The following is a 17936-nucleotide window of genomic DNA, read 5'->3' on the forward strand; positions in this document are numbered from 1 at the left end:
TTGGCTTTGCCGATCGGGCTAGATGACGATGCTGGAGGGGATGGCGGAGGCTGCCGTCGGCATCGGCATTGCCTGTGCTGCGTCCGCGCCGGTCCTGCCGTTGCGCAACTCGTCCATCGCCTTGTTGAGGATCTGGCGTACTTCGCGCAGAAGCGACTGCAATTTCTCCAGCGTCGAGCGGTCTTCGTCAGACAGGCCGGTGGCCTGCTGCTCGCCATCGGCGGCAGTGTCCTGATAGGCCTTGCGGGCCTGCGCGGTATCGACGGGTTCGGTCTCGGCGGTCGCCGGATCGGCTTCCGCAGACGCAGCATCCGCCGATGACGACGTGGCCGTTGCTCCTGCCGTGCTTGCTTCGGTGGAGGCAGCGGTGACTGCGCCGGGTGTGACGCCCGCGCCGGCGACGGCGGAGGCAAATTGCGCTGCGGCGGATGCGATCTTCTGCGACAGCTGTGCTGCGAGCCGGGCGGTCGCCTCAGGCGACAGACCGCCGCTCTTCAGCATCTCGACCTGCTGCTGGAGTTCCGCGAGCTTGCGCGCGGCGCGTTCCTTTGCGAGGTCGGCGGAGGATTTCTTGTCCTGCTGCAGGGCGTTGAGCGCCTCGTCGGCGCGCTGAAGCATTCTGAGCTGCGGATCGCTGCTCGAAGTTCCCGATGCCGCAAGCGATTGCGGCGTGCTGCGCAGAATGTTCAGCGCATTCGACTGTGCGATCTGCATCATATCCCCCGATACTACGAGGGGATTTCTGCAACTTCAGGCTTGCGCGGGCCTTGGCACTAATCGCCGGGCGAGCGTCTTTACGGTCTCGGCAAAAAGCGGCAGGCCTCCCGGCTTCCAGCCGAGGCCTTCGAGCTTGGCGGTCTGCATGCGGTTGAGGGATGCCTTGTCTGCCGCCGGTGGCAGTGTGTGGGAACAGCCCGTTTCTGCCTGTATCCGGGCAAGGATATCGCGCGTATCGACGGTGATGTCGGAGACATTGAAGACCGCGCCCGATATCCGCGATGCCTCGATCTCGAGCATCAGCCGCACGGCGGTGCCGAGATCACGGCCGTGGACCTCGGTTCCCGCCCGCGCCGGAAGCGACCTGCCGTCGAGATAGTCGTCGATCAGTCCGCTCCACTTGTTGGGCAGGAGATCGCCATAGACGCCGGTTGCCCTCAGGCTCACCGCGGCAAAGCCGGGGCCGGCGAGATGGGCAAGCGCGCGTTCGCAATCGAGCTTGACCTCGCCATAGAGCGTATCGGGTTTCGGCAGCAGGTCTTCGGTCTGCAAATGAGAAGTAGCGGCATCTCCATAGACCGCGCGGCTGGAGAGGAAGATGCAGCGGCGGGTTCCGGCGCGCCTGGCGGCCTCGAAGAGTTTTACCGTGCCGTCGAGATTGAGGCGCTTGAAACCTTTGGGGTCATCGCCTTCGCCGCCGCGGTATTTGCCGGGCACATGGCTGAAAGCTGCGTGGACGAAGAAATAGGCGTCGTCGAAGGCTTCGATATGGTCCGTATCAGGATCGAGCGAGAGCGGCGCGAAATCGACGGGGCGGGAAAACAGCCGCGGCAGCGGCGCGTGGCGTCCGCCGATGATGACCTGGTATCCGGCATTCAGCAGTTCCTCGACGATATAGCGTCCGACGAGACCGGTGCCGCCCGATACCAGTACCTTCATGCCACCTCCGGGTTGTTCATGGCTGCCAGATCCGGCAGCGCCTTGCCGGCATGGAGCGCGTGCCAGAGATTGATCAGCGGCTGCAATTGTGCCGCCTTCGGATGATCGGTCTCCCACGGTTTCTCATATTGGTAATGCAGCACCGAAATGCTGTTCCAGTCCCAAAGCGCGGGCATGGTGAACCATACATATTGTAGCATGTTGAAATAGACGGGCAGGCCGTGCCAATCCGGGAAGAACTGCTGCAGGAAGGTCTGGTCGGTGCGCGGCCAGAAGGCATCGGGTGCGTCGAGCGCCTGCAGCATGCGGGCGAAGGTCTCCTTCGAGGGTGTGGCGACGAAGACGCCGGAGTTCAGCCGGTGAAAATCGGCAAGCGATTCATAGACATTGGGGGCGGCAGAGAATTCCGGATAGGAGAAGAGGCGATCGATATTGCGCAGCACGACGGCATCGGCGTCGATGAAGACCACGCGGTCGTACTCGGTCAATTCCCAGAGGCGCAACTTGCAGAAATTGTCGAGCGGCGTGTGGAAGTCGGGCTTGCGGCCTTTGGTGAAGGGAGCGGAGGCGTGGACGTTGCCGCGGGCGTGGCGCTGGTTGAAGGCGTCCGAGAGCGGGAGGTGGGCGACTTCGATGAGGCGGCAGCCCTTGTCCAGGAATGGGGCGAGATCGGCGCGTGTGACGGCGCCGGTGTGGAGGATGACGAGGTCGGCTTTCGTGCCGGTTTGGTGCAGGGAGTTAATGAGGGCGGTGGCGCCCTTGGCGTAGTCGGGGTTGGTGACGAGGGTGATGTAGGCGTGACGCGAGGGTTGGGTCATGAGTTTGCCGCCTTGCGATGATGCTCGACTGCTGCTGTGGCTGCAGGGCAAACGAAAGAGACGGTGCGCCGTGTGGCCCCCTCAACCGACCCTTCGGGCCACCTTCTCCCCGCGGGGGAGAAGGGAACACCGCAGCTTGTGCTGACGCCCCCTCTCCCCCGCGGGGAGAGGGCAGGGTGAGGGGGCTCCGGGCACCGCCGGGCGTTCTGTAGGTGTAGGGTGAGGCCGCGCAGCACAAGCGTCTCCGTCACGACACCGACTTCAACCGCTTACCCTCGGGATCATGATTGATCGTCGCGGCAATATCCTTGGTCCAGGCGGACACCGCAGGTACCCGGGAGCGGTCGACGCGGTAGGCGAATTTCCTGGCGACGTCGACGATCTCGGTCAGCAGCCCGGCCTCGAGCGTGATCGGGTCGAGGCCGAGCGCGCGGAATTTCTCGTTTTTCACGATCAGCTCGTTCTCCGGCGCTTCCTTGCGCGGGTTCGGCAGCCGGATGATTTCGGAGCCGCTCATCCTGGCGATCATCTCGGCGAGGTCGCGTATGCGATGGGTCTCGGTCATCTGGTTGAAGATCTCGACGCGGGAGCCGCGGGCCGGCGGGTTCTTCAGGGCCAGTTCGATGCAGCGGACGGAATCCTGAATGTGGATGAATGCGCGGGTCTGGCCGCCGGTGCCGTGGACGGTGAGGGGATAGCCGATGGCCGCCTGGATCAGGAAGCGGTTCAGCACCGTGCCGTAGTCGCCGTCATAGTCGAAGCGGTTGATCAGCTGCGGGTGGCGGCGGGTCTGTTCGGTATGGGTGCCCCAGACGATGCCCTGATGCAGGTCGGTGATCCGGAGCGCATCGTTCTTGGCGTAGAACTGGAAGAGCAGCTGATCCAGGCACTTGGTCATGTGATAGATCGAGCCGGGATTGGACGGGTAGAGGATTTCCTGGCTTGCGGTCTCGCCCGCCGAGGTCTCGATGCCCACGGAGAGATATCCCTCGGGAATTGCCGCGCCCACCGTCGAATAGCCATAGACACCCATCGTGCCGAGATGGATCAGATGCGCATCGAGCTGCAGCTCGACCATGGCATTCAACAGGTTATGGGTGGCGCTGACATTGTTGTTGACGGTGTAGTTCTTGTGGCGGTCGCTCTTCATCGAATAGGGCGCGGCGCGCTGTTCGGCGAAATGGATGATGGCGTCAGGGCGGTTCTCGCCGAGCCATTTCTTCAGGAGCTCGTAGTCTTTCGAGAGGTCGATGAGATTGAAATGGATGCGCCGGCCGGTCTCGGCATGCCAGATACGGGTGCGCTCCTGAATGGAGTCCATCGGGGTCAGCGATTGCACGCCGAGTTCGGTGTCGATCCACCGCCGCGAGAGATTGTCGAGGATGTGGATGTCGTGGCCCGCGTCGGAGAGATGCAACGAGGTGGGCCAACCAATGAATCCGTCTCCGCCCATCACTGCAATTTTCATCGCATTGCCTCCTGCGTGCTCATCCACTATCGGGAATACTTAGAGATTATGACGATTGTTCAATGCCTCCGGCCGCTGCTGCGGCCGCGGCAAAGAGGCATGCCCATTTGGAGACGATGATGGTGGAAGACGGTTTTCTGATTGCCGGGGCGCTGACGGAGGAGGGCCATCGGCTCATCCAGCGCGTCTATTACGAGGACACCGATTTCTCAGGCTTGGTCTATCACGCCCGCTACCTCCATTTCCTCGAGCGTGGCCGTACCGACTATCTGCGCTGCCTCGGCGTCGAGCAGCGCGAGCTGATCACTGCGGATGAGGAAGGGCTGGTCTTCGTCGTCCACCGCATGGAAATCGACTTCAAGACGCCGGCGCGGATGGACGATATCCTGACCATCGTGACGCGGACCGAAAAGGCCGGCGGCGCGAAGATGGTTCTGTCGCAGGAAATCCGCCGCGGCGAAACGCCGCTGATCGCCGCCAAGGTCATCATTGCCGTCATCAACGCCAAGGGCCGCCCGCGCCGTCTGCCGGAAGCATTGGCGAAGCAGATGCTGATCGAGACGGAATAGCCGTAAAGCAGGGCATTCCGGCAGCTGAAAAGCCGGAATTGCGCCCTTGCAAAAACATGAGTTTCATGTGAAGGAATTGCCGCGCTGCAGGAAATGCGCGGTGCTCCGCCGCCGGAACCGTTGAATCAGGTTAAAACCGGCTAGAAAAACATCAGCTTTAATAAGCTTGCCGCCGCACTCTGACACTAACGAACTATTAACCATAATAGTGTCTTACTCTGAAAGTCAGAGTTTGTGCGGTGCACGCCTTCCTTTGACCAAATTTGACGGCAAGGAAGGCGGAAGAAAAGCTTCGAGCTTGACCAGGGCTTAAGGCGGCGGTCGCCAGACATTTCTTGCGAGATCACTTTTTGTGCCGCCCGGTCAAGCGCCGGGCGTTTGGATTCGGGGATTTTGGATCAATGGAACAAGCAGGATTGGCAGCAGCAACGGCCGACGTCAGCCTCTGGTCGCTGTTCATGCAGGCAGGCATCGTCGTAAAACTGGTCATGCTCGGGCTGCTGGCAGCCTCGGTCTGGACCTGGGCGATCGTCATCGACAAATATCTGGCCTATGGCCGCGCCCGCCGCCAGTTCGACAAGTTCGAACAGGTGTTCTGGTCGGGCCAGTCGCTGGAAGAGCTCTACAGGACGCTGTCCGAGCGCAACAATACCGGTCTTGCGGCGATCTTCGTTGCGGCCATGCGCGAGTGGAAGAAGTCCTTCGAGCGCGGCGCCCGGTCGCCGATCGGTCTGCAGATGCGTATCGACCGCGCCATGGACGTGACGCTGTCGCGTGAATCCGAAGGCCTCTCGGCCCGTCTCGGTTCGCTGGCGACGATCGGCTCGGCCGGTCCGTTCATCGGTCTGTTCGGTACCGTCGTCGGTATCATGACCTCGTTCCAGGCTATCGCCGGTTCGAAATCCACCAATCTCGCGGTCGTCGCTCCCGGTATCGCCGAAGCGCTTCTCGCAACCGCCATCGGCCTCGTTGCCGCTATTCCGGCGGTTATCGCCTACAACAAGTTCTCCGCGGATGCCGGCAAGCTCTCGGCGCGCATGGAAGGCTTTGCGGATGAATTCTCCGCCATCCTTTCGCGCCAGATCGACGAGAAGCTGCAGCCGCGCCAGGCCGCGCAGTAACGGAACGGCGGAGTAACGACCATGGGTATGGCTGTTGGAGGCAATTCCGGAAGCGGTGGCGGACGCCGCCGCCGCGGTGGCCGGAACAAGAATGTAATTTCCGAAATCAACGTGACGCCGCTTGTCGACGTCATGCTCGTGTTGCTGATCATCTTCATGGTCGCAGCACCGATGATGACGGTCGGCGTGCCGATCGACCTGCCGGAAACGCAGGCGAAGGCGCTGAATTCCGAGACGCAGCCGATCACGATTTCGGTCAAGAACAGCGGCGAAGTCTATCTTCAGGAAACGCCGATCCCGGTCGACGAGGTTGCCGCGAAACTCGAGGCAATCGCCACGACCGGCTACAACGAGCGCATCTTCGTGCGCGGTGATGCAACTGCGCCCTACGGCGTGATCGCCGACGTGATGGCACGCATCCAGGGTGCGGGCTTCAAGAATATCGGCCTCGTCACGCAGCAGAAGAAGGACCAGTAGAAAGCAAGATGAAGACCAGCGTCGTCACATCTGCTGTTCTGCATGGACTGGTGCTCGCTGCGGCACTGGTCAGCATCGGCTCGCCCGAGCATTTCAAGGTCGATGATTTCGAAGCGATGCCAGTCGATCTGGTGCCGGTCGAATCGATCACCCAGATGCAGCAGGGCGACAAGAAGGCGCCGATGAAGGAAACGTCGGCGCCGAAGCCGACGACGCGTCCGCCGACGCCCGACCAGGGTGAGAATGTCGGCGACAACAAGGTCGACCTCAAGACAACGCCGGTTCCGAACGCCAAGCCGAGCAATACGGATGCGGCTGCCGCCAATTCCAGCGAGAAGCCGGCGCAGAAGATTGATCCGATCCCGAACGAGGTGAAGGAAGTCAACAAGGAAGAGACCGAGGTCGAACAGCCGAAGGAAGTCGCTTCCATTCCGCAGACAAAGCCTGACGTCGCGCCGACGCCGCCGAAGCCCGAGGAAAAGCCGGTCGAGGAGGCGAAGCCCGAGGAAGCGCCGAAGCCTGATGCCGAAGCGCTGCCGGACAAGGTGCCGACCCCGGTTGCCAAGCCGCAGGTGAAGCCGCCTGAGGAAAAGCAGGCCGAGAAGCCGCCGGAAAAGCCTCAGGACCAGCCGAAGACGGCCGAAAAGCCGACCGACAAGAAGAAGGACGATCAGAAGCGCGAAGTGGCCAAGTCCGCTTCGTCGATGAAGAGCGACTTCAATGCCGACGATATCGCCGCCCTTCTGAACAAGACCGATCCTTCCGCAGGCGGTACCAAGCGCTCGACGCAGGAAGCTTCGCTCGGCGCCAAGAAGGCGACCCAGGGCGCTTCGAAGCTGTCGATGAGCGAAATGGATGCGCTGAAGAGCGCGATTGCCGGCAACTGGAATGTCATTCCGGGCATGGAAGGCATGAACGAAGTGCGCATCAAGGTGCACATGAAGCTTGATGAAGACGGCAACATCATCGGCCAGCCCGAAGTCGAGGCGACCGGTGGCGACAACGATGCGACACGCCGCGCTCTCGAAGGCGGTGCCTATCGCGCGATCATGAAGTCCGCGCCGTTCTCCACTCTTCCAAAAGATAAATACGATGCCTGGAACGAAGTCGTCGTGAACTTCGATCCCAGCGATCTAGGGATTTAAATGCTGAAAGGCCTCTGTCATATGAGAAAGTCTTCCCTTCTCCGCGCCTTGATGATGGTGGCGGGTCTCGTCACCGCGGGTGCGTTTACGACGCCTGCGAACGCGCTCGTCGAAATCAACATCAACAAGGGCAACGTTCAGCCGCTGCCGATCGCCGTCACCGACTTCCTGCAGGGCGACATGGGCGCCCAGGTCTCTCAGGTGATTGCCGCCGACCTGCAGCGCTCGGGTCTTTTCGCGCCCGTCAACAAGAACGCCTTCATCGAGAAGATTTCGAACCCCGATGCCGCTCCGCGCTTCGAGGACTGGAAGGTCATCAATGCACAGGCGCTGGTCACCGGCCGCGTCACGCAGGAGGCCGACGGCCGCCTTCGCGCCGAGTTCCGTCTCTGGGATACCTTCGCCGGCCAGCAGATGACCGGCCAGCAGTTCTACACGCAGCCGGAAAACTGGCGCCGCGTTGCCCACATCATCGCTGACGCGATCTACAAGCAGATCACCGGCGAAGAAGGCTATTTCGATACCCGCGTCGTCTTCGTCTCGGAATCCGGCACGAAGCAGCAGCGCAAGCGCCAGCTCGCCATCATGGACCAGGACGGCTTCAACGTCCGCACCCTGACCGATGGCAGCGACCTCGTTCTGACGCCGCGCTTTTCGCCGAACCGCCAGGAAGTGACCTACATGTCCTTCGCCAACCAGCAGCCGCGCGTTTACCTGCTGCAGCTGGAGACCGGACAGCGCGAAGTGGTCGGCAACTTCCCGGGCATGACCTTCTCCCCGCGCTTCTCTCCCGATGGCCAGAAGGTCGTCATGAGCCTCCAGCAGGAAGGCAACGCCAACATCTACACGATGGACCTGCGTTCGCGCACGACGACGCGCCTGACCTCGACGGCGGCGATCGATACGTCCCCGTCCTATTCGCCTGACGGCAACCGCATCGTCTTCGAAAGCGACCGCGGCGGCCATCAGCAGATCTACGTGATGAATGCCGACGGCTCCGGCCAGACGCGCATCTCCTTCGGCGACGGCAACTACTCGACGCCGGTCTGGTCTCCGCGTGGCGATCTCATCGCCTTCACCAAGCAGTCGGGCGGCAAGTTCTCGATCGGCGTGATGAAGCCGGACGGTTCGGGCGAGCGTATCCTGACGACGGGCTTCCACAACGAAGGCCCGACCTGGGCACCGAACGGCCGCGTCATCATGTTCTTCCGCCAGGCGGCGGGTGCCGGTGGTCCGCAGCTCTATTCGATCGACCTGACGGGCTACAACGAGCAGCTCATCAAGACTCCGACCTACGCTTCCGACCCGGCATGGTCGCCGCTGCTCGAGTAGTGGAGAGCCTGGAATACGCCTTCATGTCGCCGCAAAGTCCTGAAAATGGGCAATGTAGGGACAAATCAGTAAATCGTTAACCATACTTATTGAGCGGCGGTTAACCGAGTACGGTTACAGTCCGGCAACCCTGATGAAGTCGCAAGGAGACCCGGCCATGAGCCGCATTCATACCCCGGCTATGAGCCGCATGCAGAATCTCGCCCGCAATCCCGTCATGATCGCTCTCGTCGCTGGTCTGGCTCTTGCTGGCTGCGCCAACAAGAAGAACATGGCCAACAGTGCCGGCGATCTCGGCCTCGGCGCTGGTGCGGCGACCCCGGGTTCGGCTCAGGACTTCACCGTCAACGTTGGCGACCGTATCTTCTTCGATACCGACTCCACCTCGATCCGTGCAGACGCTGCCCAGACGCTCGACCGTCAGGCTCAGTGGCTCGCCCGCTACCCGAACTACGCGATCACCGTCGAAGGCCATGCCGACGAACGCGGTACCCGCGAATATAACCTTGCTCTCGGCGCTCGCCGTGCTGCTGCCACCAAGGACTACCTCGCTTCGCGCGGCGTCCCGGCCCAGCGCATGAAGACGATCTCCTACGGCAAGGAACGTCCGGTTGCCGTCTGCGACGACATTTCCTGCTGGTCGCAGAACCGCCGCGCCGTTACCGTTCTCGGCGGCGCTGGCATGTAATCTGCGGATATCGCATTACATTTTGGAAAGGCGGTCCGTTCGCGGGCCGCCTTTTCTTTTTGAACACACTTTGGCCAGACTCCGTTGCTTTTTGAAAGCAATTGGCAAAATCTCCTGTTCGTGCCATCGGGGCGCGAAGAATCACTGGGACAGGACGATACCTATGAAGAAATATGTCGTGGCAGGGGTGCTCTGCCTCGCGGCTGTGACGGGAACCGAGCGAGCGGCTTACTCCGCATCGTTTCTCGGTCTGAATCTTGGCGGCAAGCCCGCGCAGACCCAGGCGCAGATGCCGCCTGTCGTCAACGTGCAGAGCAGCGGCACGGAAATGCGTGTGCAGCAGCTCGAAGACCAGCTGCGTCAGCTGAACGGCCGCATCGAAGAGATGAGCTACCAGATCCTGCAGATGCAGGAATCGCTTCGCAAGACGCAGGAAGACAACGAGTTCCGCTTCCAGCAGCTCGAAAAGGGCGGTGGTGGCGGTGGCGGCGGCGGCTCGATGGGCGGCAGCACCAAGGGCACCAAGAAGAGCGAGGCAGACGTTCCTCCCGCATCGACGAACCAGGCGCAGGCCGGTTCGCAGGGGCAGGGCGGTGACGACGTCGCAACGATCATCCAAGCACCGCAGGGAGCCGAAACGGCTCCCTCCAACGACGTGCCGTCGAACAGCGGTCTCGGCCAGCCGCCGCAGCAGCTCGGCTCGATGGATTTCGACCAGAACGGCAACCCGGTCGGCGGGACGGTCAATCCGGGCGCCGAAGTCGGTTCCGCGCCGCTGCCGCCTCCGGGCGCCGGTACCTCGTCGCAGCAGACGGCATCGCTCGGCAGCGAGAACGACCAGTACAAGGCCGCATACGGCCATGTTCTCTCCGGCGACTATGCGACGGCCGAACAGGAATTCACGCAGTATATCGCCCAGTACCCAGGCAGCGCCCGCGCTGCCGACGCCAACTTCTGGCTTGGCGAAGCGCTTTATTCGCAGGGCAAGTTCAACGAGGCCGCCAAGACCTTCCTGAACGCGCATCAGAAATACGGCTCTTCCGAGAAGGCGCCGGAAATGCTGCTGAAGCTCGGCATGTCGCTTGCCGCTCTGGATAACACCGACACGGCCTGCGCAACGCTCAAGGAAGTGACCCGCCGTTATCCGAAGGCTTCGCGCGCTGTCATAAGCAAGGTCGCGAGCGAACAGAAGCGTCTCGCCTGCTAAGGGTTTCCGGCTTGTATCCGGAAATCCCCCTGTCGCCCGAGGCAGCGGTCAGCCGCTTTCTCCAATCGCTTGCCGAACCCGCGCGCATTCTTGTCGCGATTTCAGGGGGCAGCGATTCCACCGGGCTTCTCGTCGCGCTTGCCGAAGCCGTCAAAGCCGATCCCCATTCGAAATTTTCCCTCTGCGCTGCAACGGTCGATCACGACCTGCGCGCCGGATCGGCGGATGAGGCGCGCGATGTCGCTGCTCTCTGCCAATCGCTTTCCATCCCCCACCGGATCGCTGTCTGGCACGGCGCCAAGCCGAAATCCGGCATCATGGCTGCCGCCCGCGAGGCGCGGTATGCGCTGCTCGCCGAAACCGCTGTCGGGTTCGGCGCCGATCTCATCGTCACCGCCCATACGCTCGACGATCAGCGGGAAACCCTGATCATGCGCAGTAAGCGCGGTTCCGTCGGCGACCTAGATACGGGCATTGCTGATGCGGTGCTGTTCGACCGCTCCATCTGGATCGCCCGGCCGCTGCTTGCGAGCACGCGGGGCGATATCCGACGTTTTCTCACGTCTCGTGGTGTCGGCTGGTCGGATGATCCCAGCAATGACGACATGAAGTATGAGCGGGTTCAAACGCGGGCGGCGATCCCTGCCGATGCTGTGGCTCGCGAATTGCCGCAGCCGGAAGGCCGCGCAGCGCTCGCAGATGCAGCGGCGGATTGGCTGACGAAGCATTTCACCCTTTGCGCCCCAGGTCTCGGGCGTATCGCAATCGAAGGCATCGCGATCGGCAATCCGGCATTCGCCTATGCACTCGGCCGTCTCGGCGCGGTCTTCGGCGGGCAGTCTTTCGTGATGGGTGCGCAATCGCTGCAGCGGCTTCTGACTTTCCTTGGGACCGGCGAGCCGGGGAGGGTGACGGCAGGCCGCGTCGTCTTCGACAAGCGCCGTGATGGCCTTTATTTCAGCCGCGAAGACCGCGGCATCTTGCCACTATCTCTGTCTCCCGGCACGAGCGGCATCTGGGATGGGCGGTTCCGCGTCTTCAACGGCGCGAGCTTCCCGATCAGGATCGAAAAAAGCGGCGGTATCGCTGCCGAAACGCCGTCCGAAAGCCGCCTGCCGAAATCGGCGTTGAAGCGTGCCCTTGCCGCCCAGCCGGCGATCTTTCCAGCGGATGACGCAAATGTGTCCGGAGCATTTTTGGGCGCCGTGGCGCTCGAACCGTATTTTGCGCCGTTCGACCGCTTTTTGACACGATTCGACTTCATTTTCGCTTGGCGCCTGACGGCGGCATTTGGAACACGCCCCTATCCAACGCTGCCTTTAGGACTTATTGACGGAAAAACCACCTGACGCAGGGGATCGCCTTGGCAACGGCACAGCGCAACCCTATGTTAGAGTTCAAATAAGACGGCCGCCAAACGGCGGCTGTTCCAGTGCTGGGGAGTTCAATGAACCCTAACTTACGTAATTTCGCCTTGTGGGCGATCATAGCGCTTCTGCTGATCGCCCTTTTCAGCATGTTCCAGACGACGCCGGCACAGACGAGCTCGCGCGAAATCCCTTACTCGCAGTTCCTGCGTGAGGTTGATGCGGGCCGCGTGAAGGAAGTCGTGGTCACGGGCAACCGTGTCTCGGGCAGCTATGTTGAAAATGGCACCACCTTCCAGACCTATTCGCCTGTGATCGACGACAGCCTGCTGGACCGCCTGCAGACCAAGAACGTCCTGGTTTCGGCCCGTCCGGAAACCGACGGCTCTTCCGGCTTCCTGAGCTATCTCGGCACGCTGCTGCCGATGCTCTTGATCCTCGGCGTCTGGCTGTTCTTCATGCGGCAGATGCAGGGTGGTTCCCGCGGCGCGATGGGCTTCGGCAAGTCCAAGGCCAAGCTTCTGACCGAAGCGCATGGCCGCGTGACTTTCGAAGACGTCGCAGGCGTCGACGAAGCCAAGCAGGACCTCGAGGAAATCGTCGAATTCCTGCGTGACCCGCAGAAGTTCCAGCGTCTCGGCGGTAAGATCCCGCGCGGCGTTCTGCTCGTCGGCCCTCCCGGTACCGGTAAGACGCTGCTGGCGCGTTCCGTTGCGGGCGAAGCCAATGTGCCGTTCTTCACGATCTCGGGTTCCGATTTCGTCGAAATGTTCGTCGGTGTCGGTGCAAGCCGCGTCCGCGACATGTTCGAGCAGGCCAAGAAGAATGCGCCCTGCATCATCTTCATCGACGAAATCGACGCCGTCGGCCGCCATCGTGGCGCCGGTCTCGGCGGCGGTAACGACGAACGCGAACAGACGCTCAACCAGCTCCTCGTCGAGATGGACGGCTTCGAAGCCAATGAAGGCATCATCCTGATCGCTGCGACCAACCGTCCTGACGTTCTCGATCCCGCGCTGCTGCGTCCGGGCCGTTTCGACCGCCAGGTCGTGGTTCCGAACCCCGATATCGTCGGCCGCGAACGTATCCTGAAGGTTCATGCCCGCAACGTTCCGCTGGCTCCGAATGTCGATCTGAAGACGCTGGCGCGCGGTACGCCCGGTTTCTCGGGTGCCGACCTGATGAACCTCGTCAACGAAGCTGCCCTGATGGCCGCACGCCGCAACAAGCGCGTCGTCACCATGCAGGAATTCGAAGACGCCAAGGACAAGATCATGATGGGCGCCGAGCGCCGCTCTTCGGCGATGACCGAGGCGGAAAAGAAGCTCACGGCCTATCACGAAGCCGGTCACGCGATCACGGCGCTCAAGGTTGCCGTCGCCGATCCGCTGCACAAGGCAACGATCATTCCGCGTGGCCGTGCTCTCGGCATGGTCATGCAGCTTCCCGAGGGCGACCGCTACTCGATGAGCTACAAATGGATGGTCTCGCGCCTCGTCATCATGATGGGCGGCCGTATCGCTGAGGAACTGACCTTCGGCAAGGAGAACATCACCTCGGGTGCATCCTCCGACATCGAGCAGGCCACCAAGCTTGCCCGCGCGATGGTCACCCAGTGGGGCTTCTCCGACGTGCTCGGCCAGGTCGCCTATGGTGAAAACCAGCAGGAAGTCTTCCTCGGCCATTCGGTTTCGCAGTCGAAGAACGTCTCCGAAGCGACGGCCCAGAAGATCGACAGCGAAGTGCGCCGCCTGATCGAGGACGCCTATACCGAGGCCCGCCAGATCCTGACCGACAATCACGACGAATTCGTCGCGATTGCCGAGGGCCTGCTGGAATACGAAACGCTGACCGGCGAAGAGATCAAGGCGCTTATCCGCGGCGAAAAGCCGGCGCGCGATCTTGGCGACGATACGCCGCCGAGCCGTGGTTCGGCTGTTCCGAAGGCTGGCGCCCGTCCGGCGTCGAAGGGCGATGAGGCCGAAGGTGGCCTCGAGCCGCAGCCGCATTGACCGAAAGTACAACGGACTAAGCTTAAGAGAGGCCGGGTTTCCCCAGGAAATCCGGCCTTTCCTGTGCAGTAACGCGATATAATCGGTTTTCGTCGTAATTGACGTGATGGCGCCTGCGTTTTGTGGCATGCCGCTATCATGAGCAGGCTGCATCAGTGGATTTCGAGCGATTTGATTCGCTCCCGCAGCCGGGAATTGCTTGGCACATGGCGCCGTCTTCTTGGCGCGCCGGAAGCATAGGGGTACATATGAAAAGACGTTACTTCGGCACGGACGGCATTCGCGGCCAGTCGAACATCTTCCCGATGACGCCGGATCTGGCGATGCGGGTCGGCATCGCAGTCGGCACCATCTTCCGCCGCGGCAGCCACCGCCACCGCGTCGTCATCGGCAAGGACACCCGCCTTTCCGGTTACATGCTGGAGAACGCGATGGTCGCGGGCTTCACCGCCGCCGGCATCGACGCCTTCGTTCTCGGCCCGATCCCGACGCCGGCCGTCGCCATGCTGACGCGCTCGCTGCGCGCCGATATCGGCGTGATGATCTCCGCCTCGCACAACCCTTATGAAGATAACGGCATCAAGCTCTTCGGCCCTGACGGCTACAAGCTTTCCGACGATATCGAGCAGCAGATCGAAGAGCTGCTCGAGAAGGACCTTTCCGGCCAGCTCGCCAAGTCTGACGATATCGGCCGCGCCAAGCGCATCGACGGCGTTCACGACCGCTATATCGAGCATGCCAAGCGCACGCTGCCGCGCGACGTCACGCTGCAGGGCCTGAGGATCGCCATCGACTGCGCCAATGGCGCCGCCTACAAGGTCGCACCGGCCGCGCTCTGGGAACTCGGCGCCGATGTCGTGACGATCGGCAACGAACCGAACGGCACGAACATCAATCTCAATTGCGGCTCGACGAGCCCGGTCGCCCTGCAGAAGAAGGTCGATGAAGTGCGCGCCGATATCGGCATCGCGCTCGATGGCGATGCGGACCGAGTGATCATCGTCGATGAAAACGGCGCAATCGTCGACGGCGACCAGCTGATGGCCGTCATCGCCGAAAGCTGGGCCGACAGTCAGCAGCTGCGCGGCAACGGCATCGTCGCCACCGTGATGTCCAATCTCGGCCTGGAACGTTTCCTGGAAGACAAGGGCATGAACCTTGCCCGCACCAAGGTCGGCGACCGCTATGTCGTCGAGCATATGCGCCAGCACAATTACAATGTCGGCGGCGAACAGTCCGGCCATATCGTCATGTCCGACTACGGTACGACGGGCGACGGTCTCGTGGCTGCCCTGCAGATCCTGGCTGCGGTCAAGCGCACCGGCAAGACGGTCAGCGAAATCTGCCGCCGGTTCGAGCCGGTGCCGCAGCTGCTGCGCAATGTCCGCATCTCCGGCGGCAAGCCGCTCGAGGATATCCAGGTACAGAAGGCGATCGCCGATGCCGAAGCCGAGCTCGCCAAGAACGGCCGCCTCGTCATCCGCCCCTCCGGCACCGAACCGCTGATCCGCGTGATGGCGGAAGGCGACGACCGCGCCCAGATCGAGCGCATCGTCAACGACCTGATCGGCACGATCTCGAACGTGCGCAGCGCGGCCTAAGAAGAAGCGCTCCAGCCAATCATGAAGCCGGTGCTTTCAGCGCCGGCTTTTTCTTTGCGCCACTGACTATGGTGAGCGATCCCTGAAGAAACACGGTAAATATTCGTAGTTAAGCGGGTTTTAACGTTTCCCGTTCATTATCCAAACAAAGCGTATCAGATTGGCAGGCGCGTGCCGGGCCAATGTAACTTCTTTGGAGTGGATCATGAAAAGAAGCTTGGCCGGCATCTTCGCCGCACTGCTGATGACATCGAATGCACTGGCGGCCGATCTCGCTCCTGTCGAGCCGGTTCCGGAAATGCCGCCGGAAGTCACGGTCACGGAAACGACCGGCTGGTATCTGCGCGGTGACGTCGGTTACGGCTTCACCGATCTGCGCGGCGCCCGCTATTTCCAGGGCAGCAATGACAACGAAGTTGATTTCACCAGCGCCGATCTTCGCGACAGCTTCACCGTCGGCGGCGGTGTCGGTTACCAGGTCAACAACTACCTGCGCACCGATCTGACGCTGGATTACCTGACCAAGGCTGACTTCCACGGTTCGACCACGGGCGAGTGCGGCTCGCCGCTCGAGCCTTGCACGTCGAGCGATCGTTCGTCGCTGAGCGCCTGGAACCTGATGGCCAACGCCTATGTCGATCTCGGCACCTACGGCATCTTCACGCCTTACGCCGGTGCCGGTATCGGTGGCTCCTACGTCAAGTGGAACAACCTCCGCAACGTCGCCTGCCAGGACGACGGCGGCGGTTGCGATGACGAAGTTACGCATAAGGGCAAGGGCAACTGGCGCTTCAGCTACGCTCTGATGGCCGGTACCTCCATCGACGTCAGCTGCAACGTCAAGGCCGACCTCGGCTACCGCTTCCTGCATGTCAACGGCGGCAGCATGTTCGGCTACGCTGAAAACGGCGGCCCGGGTCGTGACAAGGGCTTCAACGTCCACGAAGTCCGCGCCGGTGCCCGTTACCTCTTCGGCGGTTGCCAGGAGCCCGTTGCCTACGAACCCGCTCCGGCGATCCCGCTGCAGCAGCCGGTTTACAAGTAATCGGATCGAGACTGATTTGCGAAAGCCGCCTTCGGGCGGCTTTTTGCATTTGTGGCCATCCGTCGCGCCTGCGTCAAAAAATCCTCAGGCTGCGACACTTCTCCGTTGACCCAGACGGGCGACGTCTGTATCTACGGCGGTGGGACACCTCTCCCCAACGAGAGGCTAATTACCTGGAAGGGTATACATATGGCCACTGCCACCGCAAAGCCGGACGTACGTCCGAATAACACCCATTTTTCTTCTGGCCCTTGCTCGAAGCGCCCCGGTTGGTCGCTCGATGCTCTCTCCGACGCGCCTCTCGGCCGCTCGCACCGTGCGAAAGTCGGCAAGACGAAGCTGAAGCAGGCCATCGATCTTACCCGTGAAATTCTGGAAGTGCCCGCGGATTACCGCATCGGCATCGTTCCCGCCTCCGATACCGGCGCCGTCGAAATGGCGCTCTGGTCGCTGCTCGGCGAGCGCGGCGTCGACATGGTCGCCTGGGAAAGCTTCGGCGCCGGCTGGGTCACCGATGTCGTCAAGCAGCTGAAGCTGAAGGACGTCCGCAAGATCGAAGCTGGTTACGGCGAGCTGCCCGATCTCTCGACCATCGATTTCGACCGCGACGTCGTCTTCACCTGGAACGGCACCACTTCGGGTGTCCGCGTTCCGAACGCCGATTTCATCCCTGCCGACCGCAAGGGTCTGACGATCTGCGACGCGACCTCCTCGGCATTTGCCCAGGACATGGACTTCGCCAAGCTCGATGTCGTCACCTTCTCCTGGCAGAAGGTTCTCGGCGGCGAGGGCGCTCATGGCGTCATCATCCTGTCGCCGCGCGCCGTCGAGCGCCTGACGACCTATGCGCCGGCCTGGCCGCTGCCGAAGATCTTCCGCATGACCTCGGGCGGCAAGCTGATCGAGGGCATCTTCACCGGCGAGACGATCAATACGCCGTCGATGCTCTGCGTCGAAGACTATATCGATGCGCTGCTCTGGGCTCAGAAGCTCGGTGGCCTGAAGGCGCTGATGGCGCGTGCCGATGCCAATACCAAGGTCATCGCCGATTTCATCGCCGCCAATGACTGGATCGCCAACCTGGCGGTCAAGGCCGAGACGGCTTCCAACACCTCCATCTGCCTGAAGATCGTCGACAAGGATGTCGTCGCTCTCGACGCGGACGGCCAGGCGAATTTCGCCAAGGGTCTCGTCGCTCTCCTCGAAAAGGAAGGCGTCGCCTATGATATCGGCGCTTACCGCGATGCCCCGTCGGGCCTGCGCATCTGGGCCGGTGCGACGATCGAGGCATCCGACATGCAGAAGCTGATGCCGTGGCTCTCCTGGGCCTTCGAAACGCAGAAAGCTACGCTTTCCCAGGCTGCTGCCTGAGTTGATCGCATACGGCTCCGTCTTGATGGCGGAGCCCAGCATCCCTGATTTCATCCATC

The 17936-nt window shown here is 61.9% G+C and carries 16 protein-coding genes; 12 read left to right on the plus strand and 4 right to left on the minus strand.

The features are described from left to right. Positions 1–18: 18 nt before the first annotated feature. The 4 genes from F2982_RS13330 to F2982_RS13345 all read right to left on the minus strand — a co-directional run bounded on the left by F2982_RS13330 (position 19) and on the right by F2982_RS13345 (position 3942). Positions 19–717 (minus strand): hypothetical protein, encoded by a 699-nt coding sequence (locus F2982_RS13330; RefSeq protein ID WP_203428096.1) that lies wholly within the window; start codon positions 715–717, stop codon positions 19–21. Positions 718–750: 33 nt separating this feature from the next. After that, the gene (locus F2982_RS13335) at positions 751–1656 is read right to left on the minus strand and encodes an NAD(P)-dependent oxidoreductase (RefSeq protein WP_203428097.1); all 906 of its coding nucleotides are present in this window, start codon (positions 1654–1656) and stop codon (positions 751–753) included. After that, positions 1653–2474 (minus strand): glycosyltransferase, encoded by an 822-nt coding sequence (locus F2982_RS13340; RefSeq protein ID WP_203428098.1) that lies wholly within the window; start codon positions 2472–2474, stop codon positions 1653–1655. Before F2982_RS13340 ends, F2982_RS13335 begins: the two co-directional genes overlap by 4 nt. 247 nt (positions 2475–2721) lie before the next feature. Further along, positions 2722–3942 carry an NAD-dependent epimerase/dehydratase family protein gene (locus F2982_RS13345; RefSeq protein WP_203428099.1) on the minus strand — a complete coding sequence of 407 codons (1221 nt, stop codon included), beginning with the start codon at positions 3940–3942 and terminating at the stop codon, positions 2722–2724. A gap of 119 nt (positions 3943–4061) precedes the next feature. On the opposite strand from F2982_RS13345, the gene ybgC reads away from it, so the two are divergent. The 12 genes from ybgC to F2982_RS13405 all read left to right on the plus strand — a co-directional run bounded on the left by ybgC (position 4062) and on the right by F2982_RS13405 (position 17877). Then, entirely contained in the window at positions 4062–4511 is a 450-nt protein-coding gene (gene ybgC / locus F2982_RS13350) for a tol-pal system-associated acyl-CoA thioesterase (protein ID WP_112718909.1), read from the plus strand. Positions 4512–4912: 401 nt separating this feature from the next. Then, the gene (gene tolQ / locus F2982_RS13355; protein ID WP_112718862.1) at positions 4913–5632 is read left to right on the plus strand and encodes a protein TolQ; all 720 of its coding nucleotides are present in this window, start codon (positions 4913–4915) and stop codon (positions 5630–5632) included. Between the two features lie 21 nt (positions 5633–5653). Further along, positions 5654–6109, plus strand: coding sequence for a protein TolR (gene tolR, locus F2982_RS13360; RefSeq protein WP_112718863.1), 456 nt, complete (start codon positions 5654–5656; stop codon positions 6107–6109). Between the two features lie 8 nt (positions 6110–6117). Next, a complete protein-coding gene (locus tag F2982_RS13365) occupies positions 6118–7254 on the plus strand; it encodes a hypothetical protein (RefSeq protein WP_130281944.1) in 1137 nt (378 codons plus the stop codon). A gap of 21 nt (positions 7255–7275) precedes the next feature. Continuing rightward, positions 7276–8586 carry a Tol-Pal system beta propeller repeat protein TolB gene (gene tolB, locus F2982_RS13370; protein WP_112718865.1) on the plus strand — a complete coding sequence of 437 codons (1311 nt, stop codon included), beginning with the start codon at positions 7276–7278 and terminating at the stop codon, positions 8584–8586. 157 nt (positions 8587–8743) lie between these two features. After that, positions 8744–9274, plus strand: a complete 531-nt coding sequence (gene pal, locus F2982_RS13375) for a peptidoglycan-associated lipoprotein Pal (protein ID WP_112718866.1) — start codon at positions 8744–8746, stop codon at positions 9272–9274. 163 nt (positions 9275–9437) lie between these two features. After that, positions 9438–10481 (plus strand): tol-pal system protein YbgF, encoded by a 1044-nt coding sequence (gene ybgF / locus F2982_RS13380; RefSeq protein ID WP_203428100.1) that lies wholly within the window; start codon positions 9438–9440, stop codon positions 10479–10481. A gap of 11 nt (positions 10482–10492) precedes the next feature. Then, the gene (tilS, locus tag F2982_RS13385; protein ID WP_203428101.1) at positions 10493–11830 is read left to right on the plus strand and encodes a tRNA lysidine(34) synthetase TilS; all 1338 of its coding nucleotides are present in this window, start codon (positions 10493–10495) and stop codon (positions 11828–11830) included. A gap of 98 nt (positions 11831–11928) precedes the next feature. Beyond that, a complete protein-coding gene (gene ftsH, locus F2982_RS13390) occupies positions 11929–13860 on the plus strand; it encodes an ATP-dependent zinc metalloprotease FtsH (RefSeq protein ID WP_112718869.1) in 1932 nt (643 codons plus the stop codon). Between the two features lie 248 nt (positions 13861–14108). Then, positions 14109–15461, plus strand: a complete 1353-nt coding sequence (gene glmM, locus F2982_RS13395; RefSeq protein ID WP_112718870.1) for a phosphoglucosamine mutase — start codon at positions 14109–14111, stop codon at positions 15459–15461. A 205-nt stretch (positions 15462–15666) separates the two neighbouring features. After that, the gene (locus F2982_RS13400) at positions 15667–16506 is read left to right on the plus strand and encodes an outer membrane protein (protein ID WP_203428102.1); all 840 of its coding nucleotides are present in this window, start codon (positions 15667–15669) and stop codon (positions 16504–16506) included. A gap of 189 nt (positions 16507–16695) precedes the next feature. Next, positions 16696–17877, plus strand: coding sequence for a phosphoserine transaminase (locus F2982_RS13405; protein WP_130281936.1), 1182 nt, complete (start codon positions 16696–16698; stop codon positions 17875–17877). The last annotated feature ends 59 nt before the right edge of the window (positions 17878–17936 follow it).

Source organism: Rhizobium sp. BG4, assembly GCF_016864575.1.
Classification (GTDB): Bacteria; Pseudomonadota; Alphaproteobacteria; order Rhizobiales; family Rhizobiaceae; genus Rhizobium.

Excerpts from the sequence above, each read along its gene's own strand:
- F2982_RS13330 (WP_203428096.1), bottom strand. The coding sequence starts at position 717 with ATGATGCAGATCGCACAGTCGAATGCGCTGAACATTCTGCGCAGCACG.
- F2982_RS13335 (WP_203428097.1), bottom strand. The coding sequence starts at position 1,656 with ATGAAGGTACTGGTATCGGGCGGCACCGGTCTCGTCGGACGCTATATC.
- F2982_RS13340 (WP_203428098.1), bottom strand. The coding sequence starts at position 2,474 with ATGACCCAACCCTCGCGTCACGCCTACATCACCCTCGTCACCAACCCC.
- F2982_RS13345 (WP_203428099.1), bottom strand. The coding sequence starts at position 3,942 with ATGAAAATTGCAGTGATGGGCGGAGACGGATTCATTGGTTGGCCCACC.
- ybgC (WP_112718909.1), top strand. The coding sequence starts at position 4,062 with ATGGTGGAAGACGGTTTTCTGATTGCCGGGGCGCTGACGGAGGAGGGC.
- tolQ (WP_112718862.1), top strand. The coding sequence starts at position 4,913 with ATGGAACAAGCAGGATTGGCAGCAGCAACGGCCGACGTCAGCCTCTGG.
- tolR (WP_112718863.1), top strand. The coding sequence starts at position 5,654 with ATGGGTATGGCTGTTGGAGGCAATTCCGGAAGCGGTGGCGGACGCCGC.
- F2982_RS13365 (WP_130281944.1), top strand. The coding sequence starts at position 6,118 with ATGAAGACCAGCGTCGTCACATCTGCTGTTCTGCATGGACTGGTGCTC.
- tolB (WP_112718865.1), top strand. The coding sequence starts at position 7,276 with ATGAGAAAGTCTTCCCTTCTCCGCGCCTTGATGATGGTGGCGGGTCTC.
- pal (WP_112718866.1), top strand. The coding sequence starts at position 8,744 with ATGAGCCGCATTCATACCCCGGCTATGAGCCGCATGCAGAATCTCGCC.
- ybgF (WP_203428100.1), top strand. The coding sequence starts at position 9,438 with ATGAAGAAATATGTCGTGGCAGGGGTGCTCTGCCTCGCGGCTGTGACG.
- ftsH (WP_112718869.1), top strand. The coding sequence starts at position 11,929 with ATGAACCCTAACTTACGTAATTTCGCCTTGTGGGCGATCATAGCGCTT.
- glmM (WP_112718870.1), top strand. The coding sequence starts at position 14,109 with ATGAAAAGACGTTACTTCGGCACGGACGGCATTCGCGGCCAGTCGAAC.
- F2982_RS13400 (WP_203428102.1), top strand. The coding sequence starts at position 15,667 with ATGAAAAGAAGCTTGGCCGGCATCTTCGCCGCACTGCTGATGACATCG.
- F2982_RS13405 (WP_130281936.1), top strand. The coding sequence starts at position 16,696 with ATGGCCACTGCCACCGCAAAGCCGGACGTACGTCCGAATAACACCCAT.